The organism is Virgibacillus oceani, assembly GCF_041521345.1.
Taxonomy (GTDB): Bacteria; Bacillota; Bacilli; order Bacillales; family Amphibacillaceae; genus Virgibacillus_N; species Virgibacillus_N oceani_A.
In genome coordinates this window covers 20453-38550 of sequence record NZ_JBGOHB010000003.1, presented here as the reverse complement: position 1 = coordinate 38550, position 18098 = coordinate 20453, and the positions used below count along the sequence as shown (strand labels likewise).

Sequence of the window (18098 nt, the reverse complement as noted above, 5' to 3'; positions counted from 1 at the left end):
CCTATAAACTACCGAACAAGGAGAAATTAACTCACTCGGTCACTTATACAGCTTATAAATTGCCGAATGACGAGGAATTATCTCTATTTTATTATTTCGTTAGCAATTAAAAAACTGCCGGAGCAGTATCTCCTGACAGTCTTCATATGAAGCTTATAAATTTTGTATAAAAATCCGGATAACGTCTCCGCCTCCAATCAGCGTTCCGAGCGAACTTCCCAGGTTTGCCAATATAACGACAAGCAACACCCTCGTTACTTTGTTATGCCAAAACCCCTTCACACTCTGCACATCATCCGATAAACTTTCGAAATCACTAACATACGGTTTTTTCAAGTACGCTTGTACAATTCCTGCAAACCAGCCAGCTGCCAGCAAGGGATTCAGTGAAGTAAAAGGAGCCATAAGAAAGGCGGTAATAATCGCAAGCGGGTGTGCCCATGCAATAGCCGCCCCTAATGCAGATAAAGATCCATTCCATAAAAGCCAGCTGATTACCTGGTATAAGCCCGCAGACGGGTTGGCATAAAACGTATAAGCGATAATCGCTAAAATAAGGATAGGAATTGACCAGCCAATGACTTTTGGCCACTTTGATTTAGGTGGCGTTTGATTTAACCGGGTTAAATCATTTTCCTTTCTAATCTCCTCTTTTATTCCCGGAACATGCGCTGCCCCGAGTACCGCAACAATCTTATCCCCGGGAGCTTTTTTAATTTTCTGCGCTAAATACTGATCCCGCTCATCAATCAGCGGTTTCTTTAATTTCGGAAAATGCTCCGTAAACTCATTGAGCACTGAATTGATCGTATCCTGCTTCTTCATTTTTTCAAGTTCTTCCTCGGAAATGGTTTCCTTGCTGAAAATACTGGCGATCACCTGTGTCAGCAAAATTGCTTTCCCTTTTACACCAATACTGTGCCAAATCCGGGAAAAGGTAATTTGTATATTTCTGTCCGCCAGCACCAGTTCAGCACCATGTTCTTCTGCAGATTCAATTCCCTGAATCATTTCCTGGCCCGGGCTGATGCCGAATTGCTTGGCCATCCGTTTCTGAAAGGAAGAAATAGCCAGGTTCATTAATAATAACGTCGACTTCTTTTCCTTAATCACCTTAAATATATCCATGTTTCTCCAGCGATTATCATCCTTAATCGACTGGTACCGCTGCTCATCCAGCTCCACACAGACCGCATCCGGCTTTTCCTCATCAATCACTTGCTTCACTTCTTCAGCACTATGCTTGGAGACATGCGCTGTTCCGATCAATATAATTTTTTTGCCATCTATATACAATCGTGAAACGTTTTCTTCTGTCATGTATTCCATTCCCTTTATATTTCCTATCTTAGTTTAAGTAAAAATTCTTCCTATATACATCATAAACTACTATCCCCTGGTTGAATAGGATTTTTTCTTTTAATAGGTAAATTCATATTTTTTCTCGTTAGCCAGCATAAATAATAAGCAAAATGGGGAAATTAAACGCAAATATATTTTTCCGAGGTGTAATGAATGACAAATATCTTTGAAAACATTGCCGATTTTGTAAAAACAACGGTAGATAAAGAACCGAAACCCCCGCTGCATATTGGTGAGGCTTATGGGTGCTGGTTATACATAGCTGCATTACATGAAGAAATTCCCGCATTAGAAATCGGATTAAATACGACTTTTGATAAAGATTTAACAGAACTTCTGCAGGAATCAAAAAAACTGGGTGAATCCCAATTAAAACAACTGGAGAAATACATGATAGATGAAGGGGTGCCTCTCGGCAATACTTCTGAGCACAAACCGAAAGCCGATTCCAACTCAATACCACCCGGCACTAAAATGACCGACTTTGAGATAGCAAACTTTATTTCCATAAAAATTGCCTCCAATATCGTTTTGGCATCCACAAACATGAGCCAATCAACTCGTAGTGATATGGGAGTTTTGTGGTTAAAATTTCTTGGAGAGAAGGCACAATTCGGCTTTAAAGTAAAAACTGTTATGCGCAAACGCGGCTGGCTGATAACACCACCATCCTATTCGCCGAACGGTGTAAGTCGCAAAGATTAATTATATTTGAGCTCGTGTGAAATGATTTTTGGCATAATAACAATATAACATCTTCGTCCCGGTTCCCACTCAGGAAGCCAGCACTGTGCATTTTTCATCTGCACGCTTTCTTTGATATCATCCAATGAAACAAATGAAAAAAGAAATTGCTCGCGGCAAAATCCAGAAATAGCATAAAAATCCTGCTCAATTTATTTTATGACAAATAGCTAAAAATTAAAATTTATACCCAGGAAGCGATTTCATTATTCTTGGGCAACCAAAAATTTTGCGGATGAGTAATTGCGTAGAAAAAGAAAAAGGCACAATGAGCGATAAAAGATGCTCATAGTGCCTTTTTTTCGCAAAACTTCCGGTTGTTCACTTAAGAACCATCCCCGTGTTTACCCTTCATATTTCCGCAGTTTATTATAAAGCGTCATTCTTGAGATACCGAGTTTTTTAGCGGCCAATGATTTGTTTCCGTTTGTTCTCAGGAGCATATCTTCAATTTGCTGTTTTTCCAGATTTTCTTTTTCCTCTGGCAAGGGGGGTGTACGGTGATCTCCCAGGTTGTCCACCGTCTTTTCCTCTTTCCAGCCGGCATTTGGAAAAAAAGTGAGCATGTCCGTTTTTGTAATAAATGGTTTTTCCGATAAAATAATAATCCGCTCCATAAAGTTTCGCAACTCGCGTACATTCCCTGGCCAACCGTATTCAAGCAAAAACTTTAACGCCTCCCCTTCTATCTCCGGGGCAGGAACCTGATACCTTAAGGCAAACTGTTTTAAAAAGTCCTGAGCCAGTTCCGGAATATCCTCTATACGATTTCGGAGCGGCGGCATCGTTAATTGAATCACATTTAAACGATAATATAAATCCGAGCGAAACTGTTTTTCTTCCATTAATCGTTTTAAGTTCTGATTTGTTGCAGCGACGAACCGGACATCAATTTTTCGCCCCTTTGAATCACCAATTCGGTAGAGCGTTTCTTCCTGCAAAACACGCAGCAGCTTCACCTGCATTTCCAGCGGAAGCTCGCCGACCTCATCGAGAAACAGCGTGCCGCCATCAGCCAGCTCCAGCTTCCCCGCCTTCCCATTTTTCTCGGCACCAGTGAATGTACCGCCTTCATACCCAAATAGTTCACTCTCAAATAAAGCTTGAGGAATCGCTCCGCAGTTAACCGGTATAAATGGCCCATCACTGCGGTCACTCGCTTCATGAATGGCACGCGCGCAAATTTCCTTCCCAGTACCACTTTCACCAAGAACTAATGTGGTGGCATCCGTCTTTGCAGCTTTTCTCGCCATCTGAATGGTTTGCTGGAGTGCACTGCTTTTGCCCTTCAAATGAACAAAAGGATTCTCCTCATTCGTCATATGCACTTTTTGCCGTAATTCATTCAGTTCTGCAGAAGTACTCTCCAAATTGGCATTTAGCTTTACAATTTGTGTAATATCCCGTTCAACCGAGACAGCTCCCATTAGTTCATTATCTTTATTGAAAACAGGAGCCGCATTGATCACCACATGTTTATCCTGCCTTGGGCGGTGGTATTCATTCCGCACTTCCTCTTTGGATTCCAGCACTTGCAGCACAACTAAATCCTCACTGTGGAAAAAATTCATGATCGGCTTATGGAGTATCTCTTCCTGCTTTACACTGTATGTTTTGACTGCCGTCTCATTCCAAAAAAGCACCTGCTTTTCTTTATCGATAATCGTGACAGCGTCATCTTCCATCGCCAAAACCGCTTTTAAGTAAGATAGTACATTAGACATATTCACACCCGCTAACTGTAAAATATATTGTAAATAAATTATACAATTTTGTACACACTCTGTACACTGGTTTGTAAAAAATATGCTTACATCTGTATGTAGAAATATCATTTTGAAAACGATTTAGCGGGCTTACAGTGCTAAACCTCAAAACTTGGCACGAATTTTGCATGTTTGATAGAATGATAGATGGTTATCCTTTACCGATAACGATATTACTAATTTTTTAAGGAGGTTTTCTTGTGGTATTACCATTTAAACACGAACCATTCACGGATTTTAACGATGAAAAGAACCAGAAGGAGTTCGAAGCCGCATTAAACAAAGTGAAGGGTGAACTCGGGCAAGAATATCCGATTGTGATTAACGGAGAAAAAATTTATACTGACGATAAACTCACTTCCTATAATCCAGGAAACAAAGAAGAAGTAGTAGGAAAAGTTTCCAAAGCAACTAAAGAACACATTGAACAAGCAATGGCAGGAGCGAAGGAAGCTTTTAAAACTTGGAGCACTTGGTCAGCCAAAGAGCGCGCGGACGTTTTACTCCGAGCAGCTGCAAAAATTCGCCGCCGCAAGCATGAATTCTCTGCATGGCTTGCGTATGATGCCGGTAAACCTTGGAACCAGGCAGATGGAGACACAGCGGAAGGAATTGATTTCCTTGAGTACTACGCCCGCGAAATGGTCGAACTTGGTGAGGGAAAAGAACTTAACCACCGCGTAAATGAGCATAACGCATATTCGTATCAGGCAATGGGACCCGGCGTAGTTATCCCGCCATGGAACTTCGCTTTTGCCATCGTAGCAGGCACCACTGTTGCTCCAATCGTTGCAGGAAATACGGTGCTTATGAAACCATCAGAAAACACGCCGGTGATTGCTTATAAACTTGTGGAAGTACTTGAAGAATCAGGTCTGCCTAAAGGCGTATTGAACTTTGTTCCTGGAGACCCGGCTGAAATTGGTGACTATCTTGTGGATCACAAAGATACTAACTTCATTAACTTTACCGGATCCCGCGCTACAGGAACGCGAATTTTCGAACGGGCTGCCAAAGTGCAGGAAGGACAGCAGCATTTGAAAACAGTTGTAGCTGAAATGGGTGGAAAAGACACCATTATCGTCGACAATGAAGCTGACCTTGATCTGGCAGCACAATCCATTGTGGACTCTGCATTCGGATTTTCTGGACAGAAATGTTCTGCTTGTTCCAGAGCAATCGTGCATAAAGATGTCTATGACGAAGTGCTTGAAAAATCCATTGAACTGGCAAAAGAACTGACTGTCGGCGCCCCATCCGAAGAAAATGTGTACATGGGTGCGGTTGTAAACCAGAAGCAGTTTAACAAAATTAAAGATTATATCGAAGTTGGCAAACACGAAGGCGAACTGGCTTACGGCGGAGAAACGGATGATTCCAAAGGCTTCTTCGTTCATCCGACGATTTTCAAAGACATGGATCCTAAAGGAAGAATTATGCAAGAAGAGATTTTCGGTCCTGTCGTTGGATTTGCAAAAGCTAATAATTTTGATGAATTACTGGAGATTGCAAACAATACAGAATACGGCCTGACAGGTGCTGTGATTTCAGATAATCGCGAACACTTGAACCGCGCACGTACGGAATTTCAGGTAGGTAACCTTTACTTTAACCGCGGCTGTACGGCTGCCATTGTTGGTTATCAGCCATTTGGCGGATTTAAAATGTCCGGAACCGATTCCAAAGCAGGCGGCCCGGATTATCTGCAACACTTCTTAAACGCAAAAACTGTAACAGAGGCATTTTAATTCTATGGGGGGCAGTGATGACTGACTGCCCCCTACACATAACAAAGGAGTAACAATGATGGCAAATTTAACGAGGGACTTTTTCATCGGATTATCTAATAATAAATTTTTAAATGCAAACGCCAAAAAATGGGGATTTCAGCTTGGAGCAGATAAGTTTGTTGCCGGAACAGATATTAATAGCGTTGTAAGCGTGGTCAAAGAGCTCAATAGGAAAGGAATCAGCTGCACACTGGATAACCTGGGGGAATTCATTTTCGACAAGTCGGAAGCAACCCAGGCAAAAGAAGATATTCTAGAAATGATTGAAAAAATACATGAAGAACAGCTTGATTGCCATGTTTCCGTAAAAATGACGCAGCTCGGTCTGGATATAGATCAGGAATTTTGCATCAGTAACATGTCCGAAATTTTAACCGCTGCAACAAAATATGATATTTTCGTAAATATTGATATGGAAAAATACGAGCACTATCAAAAAACGCTGGATGTACTGGAAATTTTGCGAAAAGACTTCAGCAATATAGGCACAGTGCTGCAATCGTATTTATATCGAACAGTGGATGATCTTGAAAATCTAAAAGGTGTACGTCTTCGCCTCGTTAAAGGAGCGTATAAGGAAAGTGAGGAAGTTGCTTTCCAGAACCAGGAGGAAATTGATGCGAATTTTATCAAGGCTTGCGAAATCAGGTTGCTTGGAGACACCTTCACATCCATCGCGACACATGACCACCAGATTATCAATCAGTTAAAGCAATTCGTCAAAGACAATAATGTGCCAAAAGATAAGTTTGAATTTCAAATGCTCTATGGCTTCCGGACAGAAATGCAGCACGGGCTAGCTGAAGATGGCTATAACTTCTGTACATATATACCGTTTGGCAGTGACTGGTTTGGCTATTTCATGCGCCGACTGGCAGAAAGACCACAGAACTTGCAATTGGTCATGAAGGATACATTTTATACGAAAGACAATAAATTAAAAAAATCACCACTAATTGCAGGAGGCGCCTTGATCGGATTATTTGCCCTGTGGAGAGTGAAAAAGAAAAAGGATTAGATACTGCTATATAACGAAGACACATATAATTTTCCCTGCCCTATCCTCGCTTATATTATTTACATCTTTCAATCACTTCTTATGCGTAAATAGATATTGCCGTAACTGGAGGGTTTAAAATAACGTGTTGTATAACACGAGAATATAGATAAAACAAAATAGGGGGAAAGAAAATGGATTCAACGTTTCAGCTTATCGCAATCATCCTTTATTTGCTTGGTATGATCGGCATTGGAGTTTATGGATATAAGAAAACAAGCAACCTGGACGATTACATGCTTGGCGGGCGAAAACTAAATGCCACAACATCTGCACTCAGTGCTGGAGCTTCAGACATGTCCCAATGGTTATTGATGGGACTTCCGGGTGCTATTTACGTATCCGGACTTGTGGAAGCATGGATGCCGATTGGTTTGCTCATTGGTGCATGGTTAAATTGGCTTATTGTCGCACCAAGGCTTCGGGCGTATACCGAGGTGGCAAACAACTCCATTACTATTCCGAGTTTCTTTGATAACCGTTTTAAAAACAGCTCAAAATTATTGAGGATAGCTTCAGGTGTTATTATTTTAGTCTATTTTACATTCTATGTATCTTCAGGCATGGTTGCTGGAGGTATATTTTTTCAACAATCATTTGCGTATAACTATCACACCGGGCTTTTAATTGTCGCAGCTGTTACCATCGCTTATACATTTATCGGCGGATTTCTTGCCGTTAGTTTAACTGACGTGATCCAAGGTACCATGATGTTTTTGGCACTGCTTTTAGTACCGATCCTCGGGGTATCTCTAACAGGCGGGCTCGGCGACATCATTAGCACGGTAAGAGAAGTGGATCCAACACGCTTAAGCTTCTTTGCCACTGCTTCGGCAACCGGGGTCATTTCATCCCTGGCATGGGGGCTTGGTTACTTCGGCCAGCCGCATATTATTATCCGTTTCATGGCGATTTCATCCGTCAAAGAAACAACAAAAGCAAGAAGAATCGGGATCGGCTGGATGCTCTTGTCTTTAATTGGTGCAATAGCAACGGCAATGGTCGGTTTAGCATACTTTACACAAAACCCGGATGCCACATTAGCTGACCCGGAAGCCATTTTTATTGCTTTGGGGCAAATCATTTTCCATCCATTTATTGCAGGATTAATGCTCGCAGCTGTGCTTGCGGCAATTATGAGTACCGTTTCATCTCAATTGCTTGTTACAGCTTCCGCACTCGTGGAAGATATTTATAAAGCAGTTTTCCGTACAGATGCCTCGCAAAAACAGCTTGTAAACTTGAGCCGTATTGCTGTACTGGCTGTGGCTGCGATAGCCATGATCTTTGCATGGCAGCAAAACGATACGATTCTCGGTCTTGTATCTTTTGCATGGGCAGGATTTGGTGCCGCGTTCGGACCGGTTATCCTGCTGGCTCTCTATTGGAAAAAATTCACCGGCCAGGGTGCACTTTGGGGCATGATTGTTGGTGCAGTTACCGTATTTGTATGGGGTACTTCCGACCTTTCCGGATACCTGTATGAAATTGTTCCGGGATTCCTGCTCTGTTTAATTGTGGCAGTTGTTGTCAGTTTAATGACATATAAACCAAATGCAGAGGTAGAGCATGAGTTTGATGAAGCAATTGAAATTGTGAATAACGTGAAGAAATAAAAAAATAGCATGCCTTAAGCGTTTCAATGGTTCTTCATTCAGTCGAAATGCAGAAATGACCTACCGTTGCACGGCTCTATGGTACCTCATTTAGCTAAAATGGAAAAATAACGGGCCATAGAAACCACCTGTAGGAATGGAGCAAAACAGGCATTGAAAAAGCATCGCTTGGGGATCAGGTATTTTTATAGTAGTTTAAAAAAATAAATTCCGTATCGTCTCTAGATGATACGGAATTTATTTTTCCCCAAATGGCAATTCTTCCTTGTCTGTCAGTTCCATGATGAAAGGACAGATGGAAAACACAATGATAGTAGCTGCAGCGAACATGCCAAATGCTATTGGAAAAGATATATCTATGAAAATTGGAAGTAAAATCAATAGCGGCAAAAGCATATGCACGATTCCCATTTTTCGTCTGGATTGATTTGTAAGGTATTGCTTCTCATCACAATACGGACAAATAATAGCGGTACCTAACGAAAATATCCGCTTTATTGCATCGCTCCATTTCCACTTTCCCCCGCAGTTTTTACATCTTGGCATCAAGCGCCTCCTCTCTTTGTTTATAATATTATTCCCCAATTGAAATTTACGAATCATTTTCCTCAAACCGGCTTAAGAAATCCTCAGCAGCACTATAGCCCTGCTGCTGCAAGTACCAGTTATTTGCCGCAGCTTCAATCAGCCCTGCAACATCCCTTCCAGGCTGCAGCTGAATTTCGATAGTAGGGATCGGTACATCCAAATAATCCGTTGTCTCCTCTTCTAATTCCAGTTCATTGTTCAGAGAATCCTTCTCCCATTTTGTCATTTTTATATCTAGTGTGATCCTAGTTTCCTCCTGGAATGCTTTTCTCCCATAAACACGAACGACATTCAACAAGCCGATGCTCCTAAGTGCCAGAAATTCCTTGTTTTTTTCATTATGGGTGCCCAGAATCGTTCGATGGCTTAATTTTTTGAGTACCACAATATCATCGGCAACAAGCCTGTGCCCTCTCCCGATTAAGGTATGAGCAATTTCACTTTTCCCGACACCGGACTCTCCGCGAAGCAGAATACCAATCCCAAAAACATTAATACAAACCCCATGAACCGCAATTTCCGGTGCCATCACACGGGTCAAATAAGCATCTGCTTTTGCAATAAAATCACTCGTATCCTCTGTTGTACGTAAAAGCGGGATATTTTCCTCGGCACAAAAATGCTTTAAGTATGTTAGACCGTTCTGTCCACCCGTTACAATAAAACAAGGAGGATGATAATTCACAATATTCCCGATTCGATTTCTTCTTTCCGCATCATCCAACTGCTGCAAATAGGTGATCTCTTTTTTTCCAAGGATTTGCACCCGCTCCATCGGAAAAAAATCAAAGTATCCAATAAACTCCAGCCCGGGCCGATGTGTATGTGCCTTTGTAATGACCTGATCCAGCTTCTTCTCCCCTGCCAGTACTTCCAATTTAAATTCCTTCACCAATTGATCTACCGTAACCGATTTCATCATGTTGTACACTCCTGTGGGACAAAGATAGATTTCTTGCCCCATTTTGTATTCTATAAATCAATTATACGATAAAGCAAGAAATAGTGAAAGACTGAACTTGCCTATTTTTTGTTTATTTGAATCAGGAAATCCAGTGAAAAAGAGGTTTCAGTCATCGAGTTGAGTGAGATGATGTTACTTGACCAACCTACGATTACCCGCAACATAAACAAGCGAATATGTTAGTATGACAAAAGATAGAAATGATTCAAGAACAAAATTAACTTCGATAACCGGCAGCGGGCTGCCCAAATTAGAAAAAGCAACACCTATTTGGTTACGACTACAAAAGTGGAAAATAGTATAGGGGAAGAAAAGTATATTAATTTATTAGAAATGCTGTTAATCATTCAAAAATCTGTTGAATAATCGGGGCAGAGGTATAGCTTTTTATATTGGGACGAGCATTTAGCGCAGTCCCAACTTCCTTCTCTAAGCTTCAGCCAGCTATTTTTTGTGAAATAACGAACTTACGAGGTCATACCCGTATCATTTTACAGCAATCAGCATATCCATTATGCTTTTACTAAAAGGGTTTGGAGCGTGATTCGTGTGACAAAAGAGGTTGAAGAAATCACCGAAAAATTGATGAATTCCTATAATAACAACACCCCGATTGATTTTATCCGCAATTCCTACACCCTGGATGAGACCGCATCGTATGATGTGCAGGAGGCATTTGTCCGGAAAAAATGTGATACGTATGGAGAAGGGGTCAAAGGCTACAAGATTAGTATGACGAGCCCGGAGACACAAGCACTTGCCAATACAAACGAACCGGCATACGGAACACTGACAACTTCAAGCATAATGCAAAATCAGGCACATCTTTCCCTAATAAAAATGAATTCCCCGATCGTGGAGCCGGAATTAATGTTTGTCCTTACTGATGACCTGAGTGCAGAAGCAACAGAAGAAGAAATATTAACAAATAGCAAAATCGCTCCAGGACTGGAAGTACCCGATTCCCGCTATAAGGATTGGTTTCCAAATTTCGAACTGATGGATCTCATCTGTGATAACGGGGTCACCGGAAAAGTTGTCGTTGGAGAACCTGTAGATTTTCCGGATCTTCATGCATTGCCGAAAGTAAGGATGGAACTGTTTCATAACGGAGAAAAGATCGAGGAAGGCGTCGGTTCCACCGTACTTGAAAACCCGACATCATCTGTTGCCTGGCTCGTAAAAAAACTTGCTCAGCGTCACAAAACCCTGAAGAAAGGGATGATTATATCTTCAGGCACATTTATTTCACCGATTCGAGTAAAGGAAGGGATTTATAAGGCGGTATTTACTGGGATAGGTGAAGCAGAAGTAAGTTTTGAGTAGGGTTAATTGGAAGCGGCTCATTCCCGTTTCCCAGTCCAACCTGATCCGGACTCACAGACACTCGGGTTTGAGTTAAACGTTGGCCCGGAAGGATCAAACCACAGGAGGCTATCAGCGTTGATTTATTTTATCAGCGATTTTCCCCATTTAACAGCGATTTGTTCTATTTATCAGCGAATTTTGAAAGTATCAGCGTTAAGCCCCTATCTATCAGTGATCCATGGGTTCTAAGTTGGGACACGGTTCCTGTTCCTGTCCCTGTGCCCCCCCATTTGCCCAATTTTATATACATCAATTATACGCTAAAGCATGAAATAGTGAAAGACTGAACTTGTCTTGCATCGTGTTTTTGAAGCTACTTAGAGATATCAGGTTTTCTCTCCAATAAAGCCATAAAATTTTCCCTGTAGAAAAAGATTAAATAAATATGCGCAATCATGAGTGCAATAGCCAGAAGAAGCAATGATGGATCCAGAAACAAATGAAGCAATAAAATATTTGCGACAATCGGTGCCAGAACCGCAAGTGCCAGGGGCATAAATTGATTTGTTAATAGAAGCAAACCACATACAATCTCCAACGATTTTTCGATAATGAGTAAATATTCAAATTCAAACAATGCCATCGCTTCTTCACTGGTAGCAATAAACGGGTCCAAGCCAAATATGACTACATAACCATTTACCCCTGCCACCAAAAAAACTACTCCTAAAAACCACCTGCAGCCATGCATCATTATTTTTGCCATAACCTCAACTCCCTGTAAAAGTTAAATGGTTGGCTGTTTATTGGTAGATATACTTCTGCTTTTTTTATTTAGGGTAAATAAAACCTGTGATAATTTGCACAGCCAACAGACACTCTCAAATACATTGATTTATAGGTTTTTTCTTATTATAATCTATACTGGAAAAAGTACAAGGATTCACGATGTAGAAGTTCGGTTTTACAGGTAATTTTATTTCCGCGCTGTGTCGATAATAACGAAGGGAGGAATAATGGCAAAAGAGATTGAGGAAATTACCGAAAATCTGATGACTCTCTATAAAACAAGCACCTCGATTGATTTCATTCGGAAACCCTATTCTCTGGATGAAAATACCTCCTATGATGTGCAAGATAACTTTGACCGAAAATAATGTGAGGCATATGATGAATAGATAAAAGAATGTAAAGTCAGCATGACAAGACCGTAAAGCCAGTCGCATAATATGGATTCTTTAAACTTCAAACATCGCGGAAAATCAGACAACACTGAAACTAGAAGAGATGAAGTCCCCGCTCGTGGAGCCTAAATGACTGTTTGCCCATACAGATAACCCTGCTGCTAAGGTTCCTCGCTAGGATGAGGAACGGTCTCAGGGAGTCAACCCTACGCCCCATCCAGAATTTCTCTCGTTCTATCCAAGATCTCCTCATCCTTCAGTCGAAATTTAAACTCCACTCTTCGTGAATTTTCAGCACTGTAGTTTCCTTCATCGTCCGTACGGAAATCCGTGTAGGATTTACTGTTTACGGTCAGTTTCTCCTCCAAATGATCCTGAATATTTTTGTACGGAAAATCTTCCCCCAAAATATAGGAAGCAACACTGTAAGCTCTATCCTGAGCAAGCTGCAAATTATATAAATAGCTGCCATCCTGATCTGTATGTCCTTCTATAGTAATCTCCGCAATATACTCCTCATACCCTTCCTGCAGCAAAATATCGAGATAAACCGGAACGAATTCATCCAAAAACTCAAATGAATCGGGATTTAATTCATCATCATCATACGCAAATAAAATATCGGTATTGAAAATAATCGCGCCGGTTTGACTATCCACTTCCACACCCAAATTCGAGTTACTGAATTCCTCCTCCAGATCACTGACAAGCATGGCGCGCACTCCCATAATTTGGTCAAGTGTACGTTCCATTTCCTCAATTTGCAGGGATTTTATTACCATCAAACTAATAAAAATCAAGATGAAACATAATAAAATAGTCGTTAACAGATCTGTGAATGATGGCCAGAAATGTCCTCCTCCCCCTTGTTGACGAAATAGACGCTGATATTTAGTATTCATTTTGATTCATCCCTATGCGGTTATTCCTTGAAGGTGGCTGCTGAATGATTCCGTTCCGCTGTTGATTCAGCATTTGGATTTCCCGGTTTAAATCCTGCAATGTCTGCTGGATAAACCTGGCATTAGACTGCTGGTTCGTTTCTGTCATTCTGTTTAATTCCATAAACTCACTCCGTAAGCCCTCATTCATTTGCTGCATATAATCCGTCATCGTTCTACCAAACTGATCCAATTTATTTCCGACATTTCCTTCCATACTAGACACATAATTGGAAAGTGTGTCCTTTAAAACACCAACACTCGCTTCCATCTGATTTTCCCGCTGGTTAAATGTGTGGCCCATTTGCGAAATGGCAGCATTAATCTCCTGAATCAGCTCATTATTCTTCATGCCAACTTGCTCATAGCTCCGCGTTGCTTCCTGCATATTCCTTTCAAAATTCCGGGATTCCTGTGAATGAGCCTGCAAATGATCATTAAACGACCGGTTAAACTCCTTCAGCTCCTGAAAACGGTCAGACAGCAAGTGCTTATACTCTGCCTGTGTTTGATTTATCACATCTAGAGCATCCGGCAATTTCGTCAATGAGGATCCCATTTTATCGAAGTCCCCAGAAAGCTCACGCATGTAGGTGATGATGCCTGTCAATTTCCCTGACAGATCTCCGCCAAATATCTGTTTAAACTCCTTATTATGGGATTCCATCTGACCCACTAAATCCGTTGTTTTTTGTTCAATTTTACTGAATGCGTCCTTGATGGACTGCTGATCTTCCAAAAGAGAAGATGTGAAGTCTTTTACATCTTCCACTGATTCCTCAAAATGGTTCAGTGTTTTCAACTGCGCATCAGAAGCCGCATTCACTTTCTCGTACGTATTTTCAAACGCTTTAGTCATCCGCTCATTACGGCTATCCATCTTTTTAAAATAGGAAAACAGGCTGTCAAAATTCTTGTTCAATTTTGCCGTACCTTCCCCGAATCCATCTGTCACAGTTTTCATCTGCTGAAACAACTCCTGAAACTCCTGCAGATTCTCGGAAAGTCCTTCATTAAACAATGCGAGATCCTTCGCAGATTGCTGCAGACCGGTAGTGTATTCCTGAAAACCGTGAAATGCTTTTTCAATGCTTTGCAGTGATTCCTGGTTCGTTTCCTGCAGTCCGAGGATAGACTGATTTATCGTTTCGGATACATCAATTAGCCGGCTGATCCCGTTTTCCTCCGCTCCTTCCAGGTTTGATTCAGTTTTCAGCATAATATCCGTGAGCATAAATTCCGTATTTAACAGCCTGACAAGCACCGTCATTATCAAAGAAAATCCCATACCGACAATACTCGTGTAAAATGCAACATCAATGCCGGCCAGAACAGCTGCCACATCTTCCACCAGCTGATCGCCACCCGCCATGTTTATATTGCTTAACGACATAGTAAGGCCAATAAATGTACCTAATACACCAAGTAAAATAAATACAGAAACTGTCATCTGGATCATTTTAATCAAACTAACGGCGGGGATCTGCAAAACACGCCAGTTCGAAAACTTTTCCTGAACAAAGGTTTCCACCTTCATTCCCTCTGTTTCCTGATTTCGCTCAAATTCATTTTTTATGGAAGAAAGCGGTTCTATATCCATGCGTTTTGTATCTCGCAAATAACTTCTTATCTTACGTAATCGCGTAAATAGAAATAAATGTGCAAAAACCGCAAGAAAAAAAGAAAGAAATAATACAATGAAAATTACCTCAATCATTGGATTTGCCAGTATAGCCTGTATTTTTTCCTCGCTCGCAAACATCCCAAGAATAAACTCGACCATGCTATTTCCCCCTACCAAAGGCTTCTCTTACTATAGATATTCAAGCGGGGTACAAATCATGTGTACAAGTTAAACAAGTGGAACGGGGTCTGCTGCAGCAAGCAAGATCATGGATTAATATTAATTTTAATGCAGCCCAAAAAAAAGACCCACCCTCAAAGTTTGAGTTGGGTCTTTTTTAAATCAAATTATATTAATCAAGTGTTACATCCTTCAGCTGGTACAGTCCTGAACCATCAGCCCAGAAGTTATTCACACCATCTGCATACCCCATAATTTGTGCTGGGTGATAAAGGAATGCCATCGGTGATTCTTCATTCAACCATTCTGTTGCTTCAATATACATTTGTTCGCGGGTGTCTTCATCTTGTTCAATTCTTGCTTCATAAAGCATTTCGTCGAATTCATCACTTTGCATAAATGAACGGTTTCCTGGTGGACCTACGTTTTGAGAGTGGAACATCATATGCATAGGATAATCCGCGTCCATCGTTCCAAGCGACAGGCCTAGAATGAACATCTCATGCTCGCCATTCCCAGTGGCTTCAAGATAAGCGCCCCATTCTACTACCTCAATTTCCACATCAATACCAATTTCCCGCAGCCCTTCTTGTGTATAGGTTGCTATGTCAATGCGTTCCTGACTGTCATTGGTCCAGATAGTTGATTCAAAACCATCTTCATATCCTGCTTCTGCAAGTAATTCTCTTGCTGCATCAAGATCATATTCCAAACCGTCAATGTCATCATGGAAACCAAATTGTGTACTATTGATCGGTCCTACAGCAACTTCCCCGGTTCCTTCCAGTATTCCATCTACCATTTCCTGCTTATTCAGTGCCATTGCTACTGCACGACGAACCCGAGGGTCGGTAAATGGTTCTTTTTCCACGTTGAATCCCATATACGTAATCGTTGCTCCATCTGTTATATAAGGGTTAACCCCTTCAGAATTCTCCAATTGTTCTACATGCGGTGCCATTACCGGATCAATAATATGTGCCCCGCCTGTTTCCAGATCTGCAATACGAGTTAAATCCTCTGCTACTACTCTAAAGGTAACCGAATCTACTTTTGCTGGCTCGCCCCAATAATCATCATTACGGTCAAGCACAATTTCTACACCAGGTTCCCAGGAGTTATAAGTAAATATTCCCGTTCCTACCGGGTTCTCATTCACATATGTGCCAAAGTTTTCCCCATCTTCCACTGCATCATAATCTGCCTGGATTACTTCCGGGCTTATCATACTGGATGCATAGTGAGCAAAGTGTGAAGGTAACGGGGCAAATGGATGTTCCGTCACCATTTGTACAGTATAATCATCCACCACAATTACTTCGTCGATGACATTAAATAAAATAGCTCTTGGAGACCCAAGTTCCTCATCAAGCAGTCTGTCCAGATTTGTCTTTACAGCTTCAGCATTAAACGCAGTACCATCTGTAAACGTTACATCTTCCCGTAATTCAAACTCCCAGACAGTTTCGTCAATTGCCTCCCAGCTTTCAGCAAGCAGTGGCTGTAATTCCAAATCCTCATCAAATTTGGTCAATGTTTCATAAATATTAATTTGCACATTACCAGACGGCACATCACTGGATATATGTGGGTCTAAAATAGTCGCATCTGATAATGCCGCGATCACTAAATCTCCGCCTTCTGTACCTTCTGAGGCTTCTGTTTCAGCATCTCCATTTTCTTCTGTTCCAGTGTCGTCCGCTTCTGATTCAGCCTCCTCAGGCTCATCTGCACAAGCTACGAGAATAAAAACAAGGATGCTCAGTGCCAATAGTTGCAGTAGCTTATTTTTTCTCAAAATTTTCCCCCCTAAAAAAATTAAGTTAATTTATAATAAAATAATAATATATAAATCAACTGGATTATACACTACTATTCTATTAAAGTAAACTACTATTGTAGCAGGGATTAAGTTACAAATAGATGAGTCAGCGTGACTTTAGGCTTAATTAAAATGCCTTAATTACACTTATTCAAATAAAAAAATCTATACATATCTGTTAGAAACCTCTATAACCCTCTCTCTTCTCCCTCCGAACGTATAATAATATTCATCATTTGCATGTGCCCGCCACCAATTTTGTTTTCTGATTCCGAAGTATCTATTTTTGTATGTATCGTTACAGTTTTACGTTCCTTTCCTAACAATCTAACATCATACGGTGCATCATGATTAACGATGTCAATCATTGGTTCAGCTTCCTCACTAAAATTATTAGCGAATTCCACAGATAATGCCACATCATTATCACTGTGATTCATCAGGATTAATTCACATTCAGCCACTGTTTGGCTTTCCGCCCTCGTAATATCGCATTCACTGGACTCCTGTTCATAAGAAATGGCATAAATGGCTGAGGCGAAGGTTTTTTGATATGTATTAGCGAGAAATTGAGGTGCAATTCCAGCAATTACTATTGCAGCAAGCACGAATCGACCCTGGTATTTTTCAAGTGATAATGCCATCAGGACAAGGCTGACCGCCAATAGCATCAGCGCGGTAATACCGAGATAATTCCTTCCGCTGTGGGAACTTAATGGAATACCTAATACAAACGTATTTGCCTCTGGATAACTTTCATGAAGAAAAGGAAAGCTCATTATTATGTAATAAAACAAAAAGAATAATAGAAATGGAGAACAACTTTTTATTTCTAATAATAGTAACACCTCCCTCTTCTATCTATTAAAATTTCTTCTTCCATGAAATTTTAACATACCAGTAAGGTTCCTTTTTATAACAAATAATGATTACAAGATCATTTTGTTCATCATGGCCCGATTGTAACATACACTTCAAATGGTTCAGGGAATGAATTCACGGCCTTCCCTGAAAAAACCCTGCATCAAATCTTTTTTGCAAACTTGCCTCATAATAAATGTAAGGGAAAAAGTATGTGTTTGCCTCGTTTGAATGATTTCACGACGGGGAAAGAAAAGGAAGCGTATATCCTCATAAGCTTCCTCTTCTCCG

General features: G+C 40.9%; 15 protein-coding genes. 6 read left to right on the top strand and 9 right to left on the bottom strand.

The window, feature by feature from the left end:
- Positions 1-153: 153 nt before the first annotated feature.
- Positions 154-1320, bottom strand: a complete 1167-nt coding sequence (locus ACDX78_RS03375; protein ID WP_486025362.1) for a TraB/GumN family protein — start codon at positions 1318-1320, stop codon at positions 154-156.
- Positions 1321-1515: 195 nt separating this feature from the next.
- On the opposite strand from ACDX78_RS03375, the gene ACDX78_RS03370 reads away from it, so the two are divergent.
- Entirely contained in the window at positions 1516-2067 is a 552-nt protein-coding gene (locus ACDX78_RS03370; protein WP_486025360.1) for a DUF3231 family protein, read from the top strand.
- A gap of 383 nt (positions 2068-2450) precedes the next feature.
- On the opposite strand, the gene ACDX78_RS03365 is transcribed toward ACDX78_RS03370, so the two are convergent.
- Positions 2451-3830 carry a sigma-54 interaction domain-containing protein gene (locus ACDX78_RS03365; RefSeq protein WP_486025358.1) on the bottom strand — a complete coding sequence of 460 codons (1380 nt, stop codon included), beginning with the start codon at positions 3828-3830 and terminating at the stop codon, positions 2451-2453.
- A gap of 242 nt (positions 3831-4072) precedes the next feature.
- Between ACDX78_RS03365 and pruA the strand changes: the two genes are divergently transcribed.
- The 3 genes from pruA to putP all read left to right on the top strand — a co-directional run bounded on the left by pruA (position 4073) and on the right by putP (position 8335).
- Positions 4073-5620, top strand: a complete 1548-nt coding sequence (gene pruA / locus ACDX78_RS03360) for an L-glutamate gamma-semialdehyde dehydrogenase (RefSeq protein WP_486025356.1) — start codon at positions 4073-4075, stop codon at positions 5618-5620.
- Positions 5621-5678: 58 nt separating this feature from the next.
- Positions 5679-6680: a proline dehydrogenase family protein gene (locus ACDX78_RS03355; protein ID WP_486025355.1), complete on the top strand. Its 1002-nt coding sequence runs from the start codon at positions 5679-5681 to the stop codon at positions 6678-6680.
- A 173-nt stretch (positions 6681-6853) separates the two neighbouring features.
- Positions 6854-8335 (top strand): sodium/proline symporter PutP, encoded by a 1482-nt coding sequence (gene putP / locus ACDX78_RS03350; protein ID WP_486025353.1) that lies wholly within the window; start codon positions 6854-6856, stop codon positions 8333-8335.
- 237 nt (positions 8336-8572) lie between these two features.
- Here putP and ACDX78_RS03345 read toward each other — a convergent pair whose 3' ends face one another.
- Together ACDX78_RS03345 and hprK are read right to left on the bottom strand one after the other, a co-directional pair.
- Entirely contained in the window at positions 8573-8881 is a 309-nt protein-coding gene (locus ACDX78_RS03345; protein WP_486025351.1) for a TIGR04104 family putative zinc finger protein, read from the bottom strand.
- A gap of 46 nt (positions 8882-8927) precedes the next feature.
- The gene (hprK, locus tag ACDX78_RS03340; RefSeq protein ID WP_486025618.1) at positions 8928-9842 is read right to left on the bottom strand and encodes an HPr(Ser) kinase/phosphatase; all 915 of its coding nucleotides are present in this window, start codon (positions 9840-9842) and stop codon (positions 8928-8930) included.
- 594 nt (positions 9843-10436) lie between these two features.
- Between hprK and ACDX78_RS03335 the strand changes: the two genes are divergently transcribed.
- Complete coding sequence (locus ACDX78_RS03335) at positions 10437-11213, top strand: 2-keto-4-pentenoate hydratase (protein WP_486025350.1); 777 nt, start codon at positions 10437-10439, stop codon at positions 11211-11213.
- Between the two features lie 355 nt (positions 11214-11568).
- Here the strand turns inward: ACDX78_RS03335 and ACDX78_RS03330 are convergent, their stop codons facing one another.
- A complete protein-coding gene (locus tag ACDX78_RS03330) occupies positions 11569-11961 on the bottom strand; it encodes a hypothetical protein (protein ID WP_486025349.1) in 393 nt (130 codons plus the stop codon).
- 250 nt (positions 11962-12211) lie between these two features.
- Here ACDX78_RS03330 and ACDX78_RS03325 point away from each other — a divergent pair, with 250 nt between their 5' ends.
- The gene (locus ACDX78_RS03325; RefSeq protein ID WP_486025348.1) at positions 12212-12352 is read left to right on the top strand and encodes a hypothetical protein; all 141 of its coding nucleotides are present in this window, start codon (positions 12212-12214) and stop codon (positions 12350-12352) included.
- A 233-nt stretch (positions 12353-12585) separates the two neighbouring features.
- Here ACDX78_RS03325 and ACDX78_RS03320 read toward each other — a convergent pair whose 3' ends face one another.
- The 4 genes from ACDX78_RS03320 to ACDX78_RS03305 all read right to left on the bottom strand — a co-directional run bounded on the left by ACDX78_RS03320 (position 12586) and on the right by ACDX78_RS03305 (position 17794).
- Positions 12586-13281, bottom strand: a complete 696-nt coding sequence (locus ACDX78_RS03320; RefSeq protein WP_486025347.1) for an OmpA family protein — start codon at positions 13279-13281, stop codon at positions 12586-12588.
- Positions 13271-15103: a MotA/TolQ/ExbB proton channel family protein gene (locus tag ACDX78_RS03315; protein ID WP_486025346.1), complete on the bottom strand. Its 1833-nt coding sequence runs from the start codon at positions 15101-15103 to the stop codon at positions 13271-13273. Before ACDX78_RS03315 ends, ACDX78_RS03320 begins: the two co-directional genes overlap by 11 nt.
- A 193-nt stretch (positions 15104-15296) precedes the next feature.
- Positions 15297-16922, bottom strand: coding sequence for a glutathione ABC transporter substrate-binding protein (locus ACDX78_RS03310; protein ID WP_486025345.1), 1626 nt, complete (start codon positions 16920-16922; stop codon positions 15297-15299).
- Positions 16923-17134: 212 nt separating this feature from the next.
- Entirely contained in the window at positions 17135-17794 is a 660-nt protein-coding gene (locus ACDX78_RS03305; protein ID WP_486025343.1) for a hypothetical protein, read from the bottom strand.
- Positions 17795-18098: the final 304 nt, after the last annotated feature.

Coding starts and splice junctions, on each gene's coding strand:
- ACDX78_RS03375 (WP_486025362.1), bottom strand. CDS start 1,320: ATGACAGAAGAAAACGTTTCACGATTGTATATAGATGGCAAAAAAATT.
- ACDX78_RS03370 (WP_486025360.1), top strand. CDS start 1,516: ATGACAAATATCTTTGAAAACATTGCCGATTTTGTAAAAACAACGGTA.
- ACDX78_RS03365 (WP_486025358.1), bottom strand. CDS start 3,830: ATGTCTAATGTACTATCTTACTTAAAAGCGGTTTTGGCGATGGAAGAT.
- ACDX78_RS03355 (WP_486025355.1), top strand. CDS start 5,679: ATGGCAAATTTAACGAGGGACTTTTTCATCGGATTATCTAATAATAAA.
- putP (WP_486025353.1), top strand. CDS start 6,854: ATGGATTCAACGTTTCAGCTTATCGCAATCATCCTTTATTTGCTTGGT.
- ACDX78_RS03345 (WP_486025351.1), bottom strand. CDS start 8,881: ATGCCAAGATGTAAAAACTGCGGGGGAAAGTGGAAATGGAGCGATGCA.
- hprK (WP_486025618.1), bottom strand. CDS start 9,842: ATGAAATCGGTTACGGTAGATCAATTGGTGAAGGAATTTAAATTGGAA.
- ACDX78_RS03330 (WP_486025349.1), bottom strand. CDS start 11,961: ATGGCAAAAATAATGATGCATGGCTGCAGGTGGTTTTTAGGAGTAGTT.
- ACDX78_RS03325 (WP_486025348.1), top strand. CDS start 12,212: ATGGCAAAAGAGATTGAGGAAATTACCGAAAATCTGATGACTCTCTAT.
- ACDX78_RS03320 (WP_486025347.1), bottom strand. CDS start 13,281: ATGAATACTAAATATCAGCGTCTATTTCGTCAACAAGGGGGAGGAGGA.
- ACDX78_RS03315 (WP_486025346.1), bottom strand. CDS start 15,103: ATGGTCGAGTTTATTCTTGGGATGTTTGCGAGCGAGGAAAAAATACAG.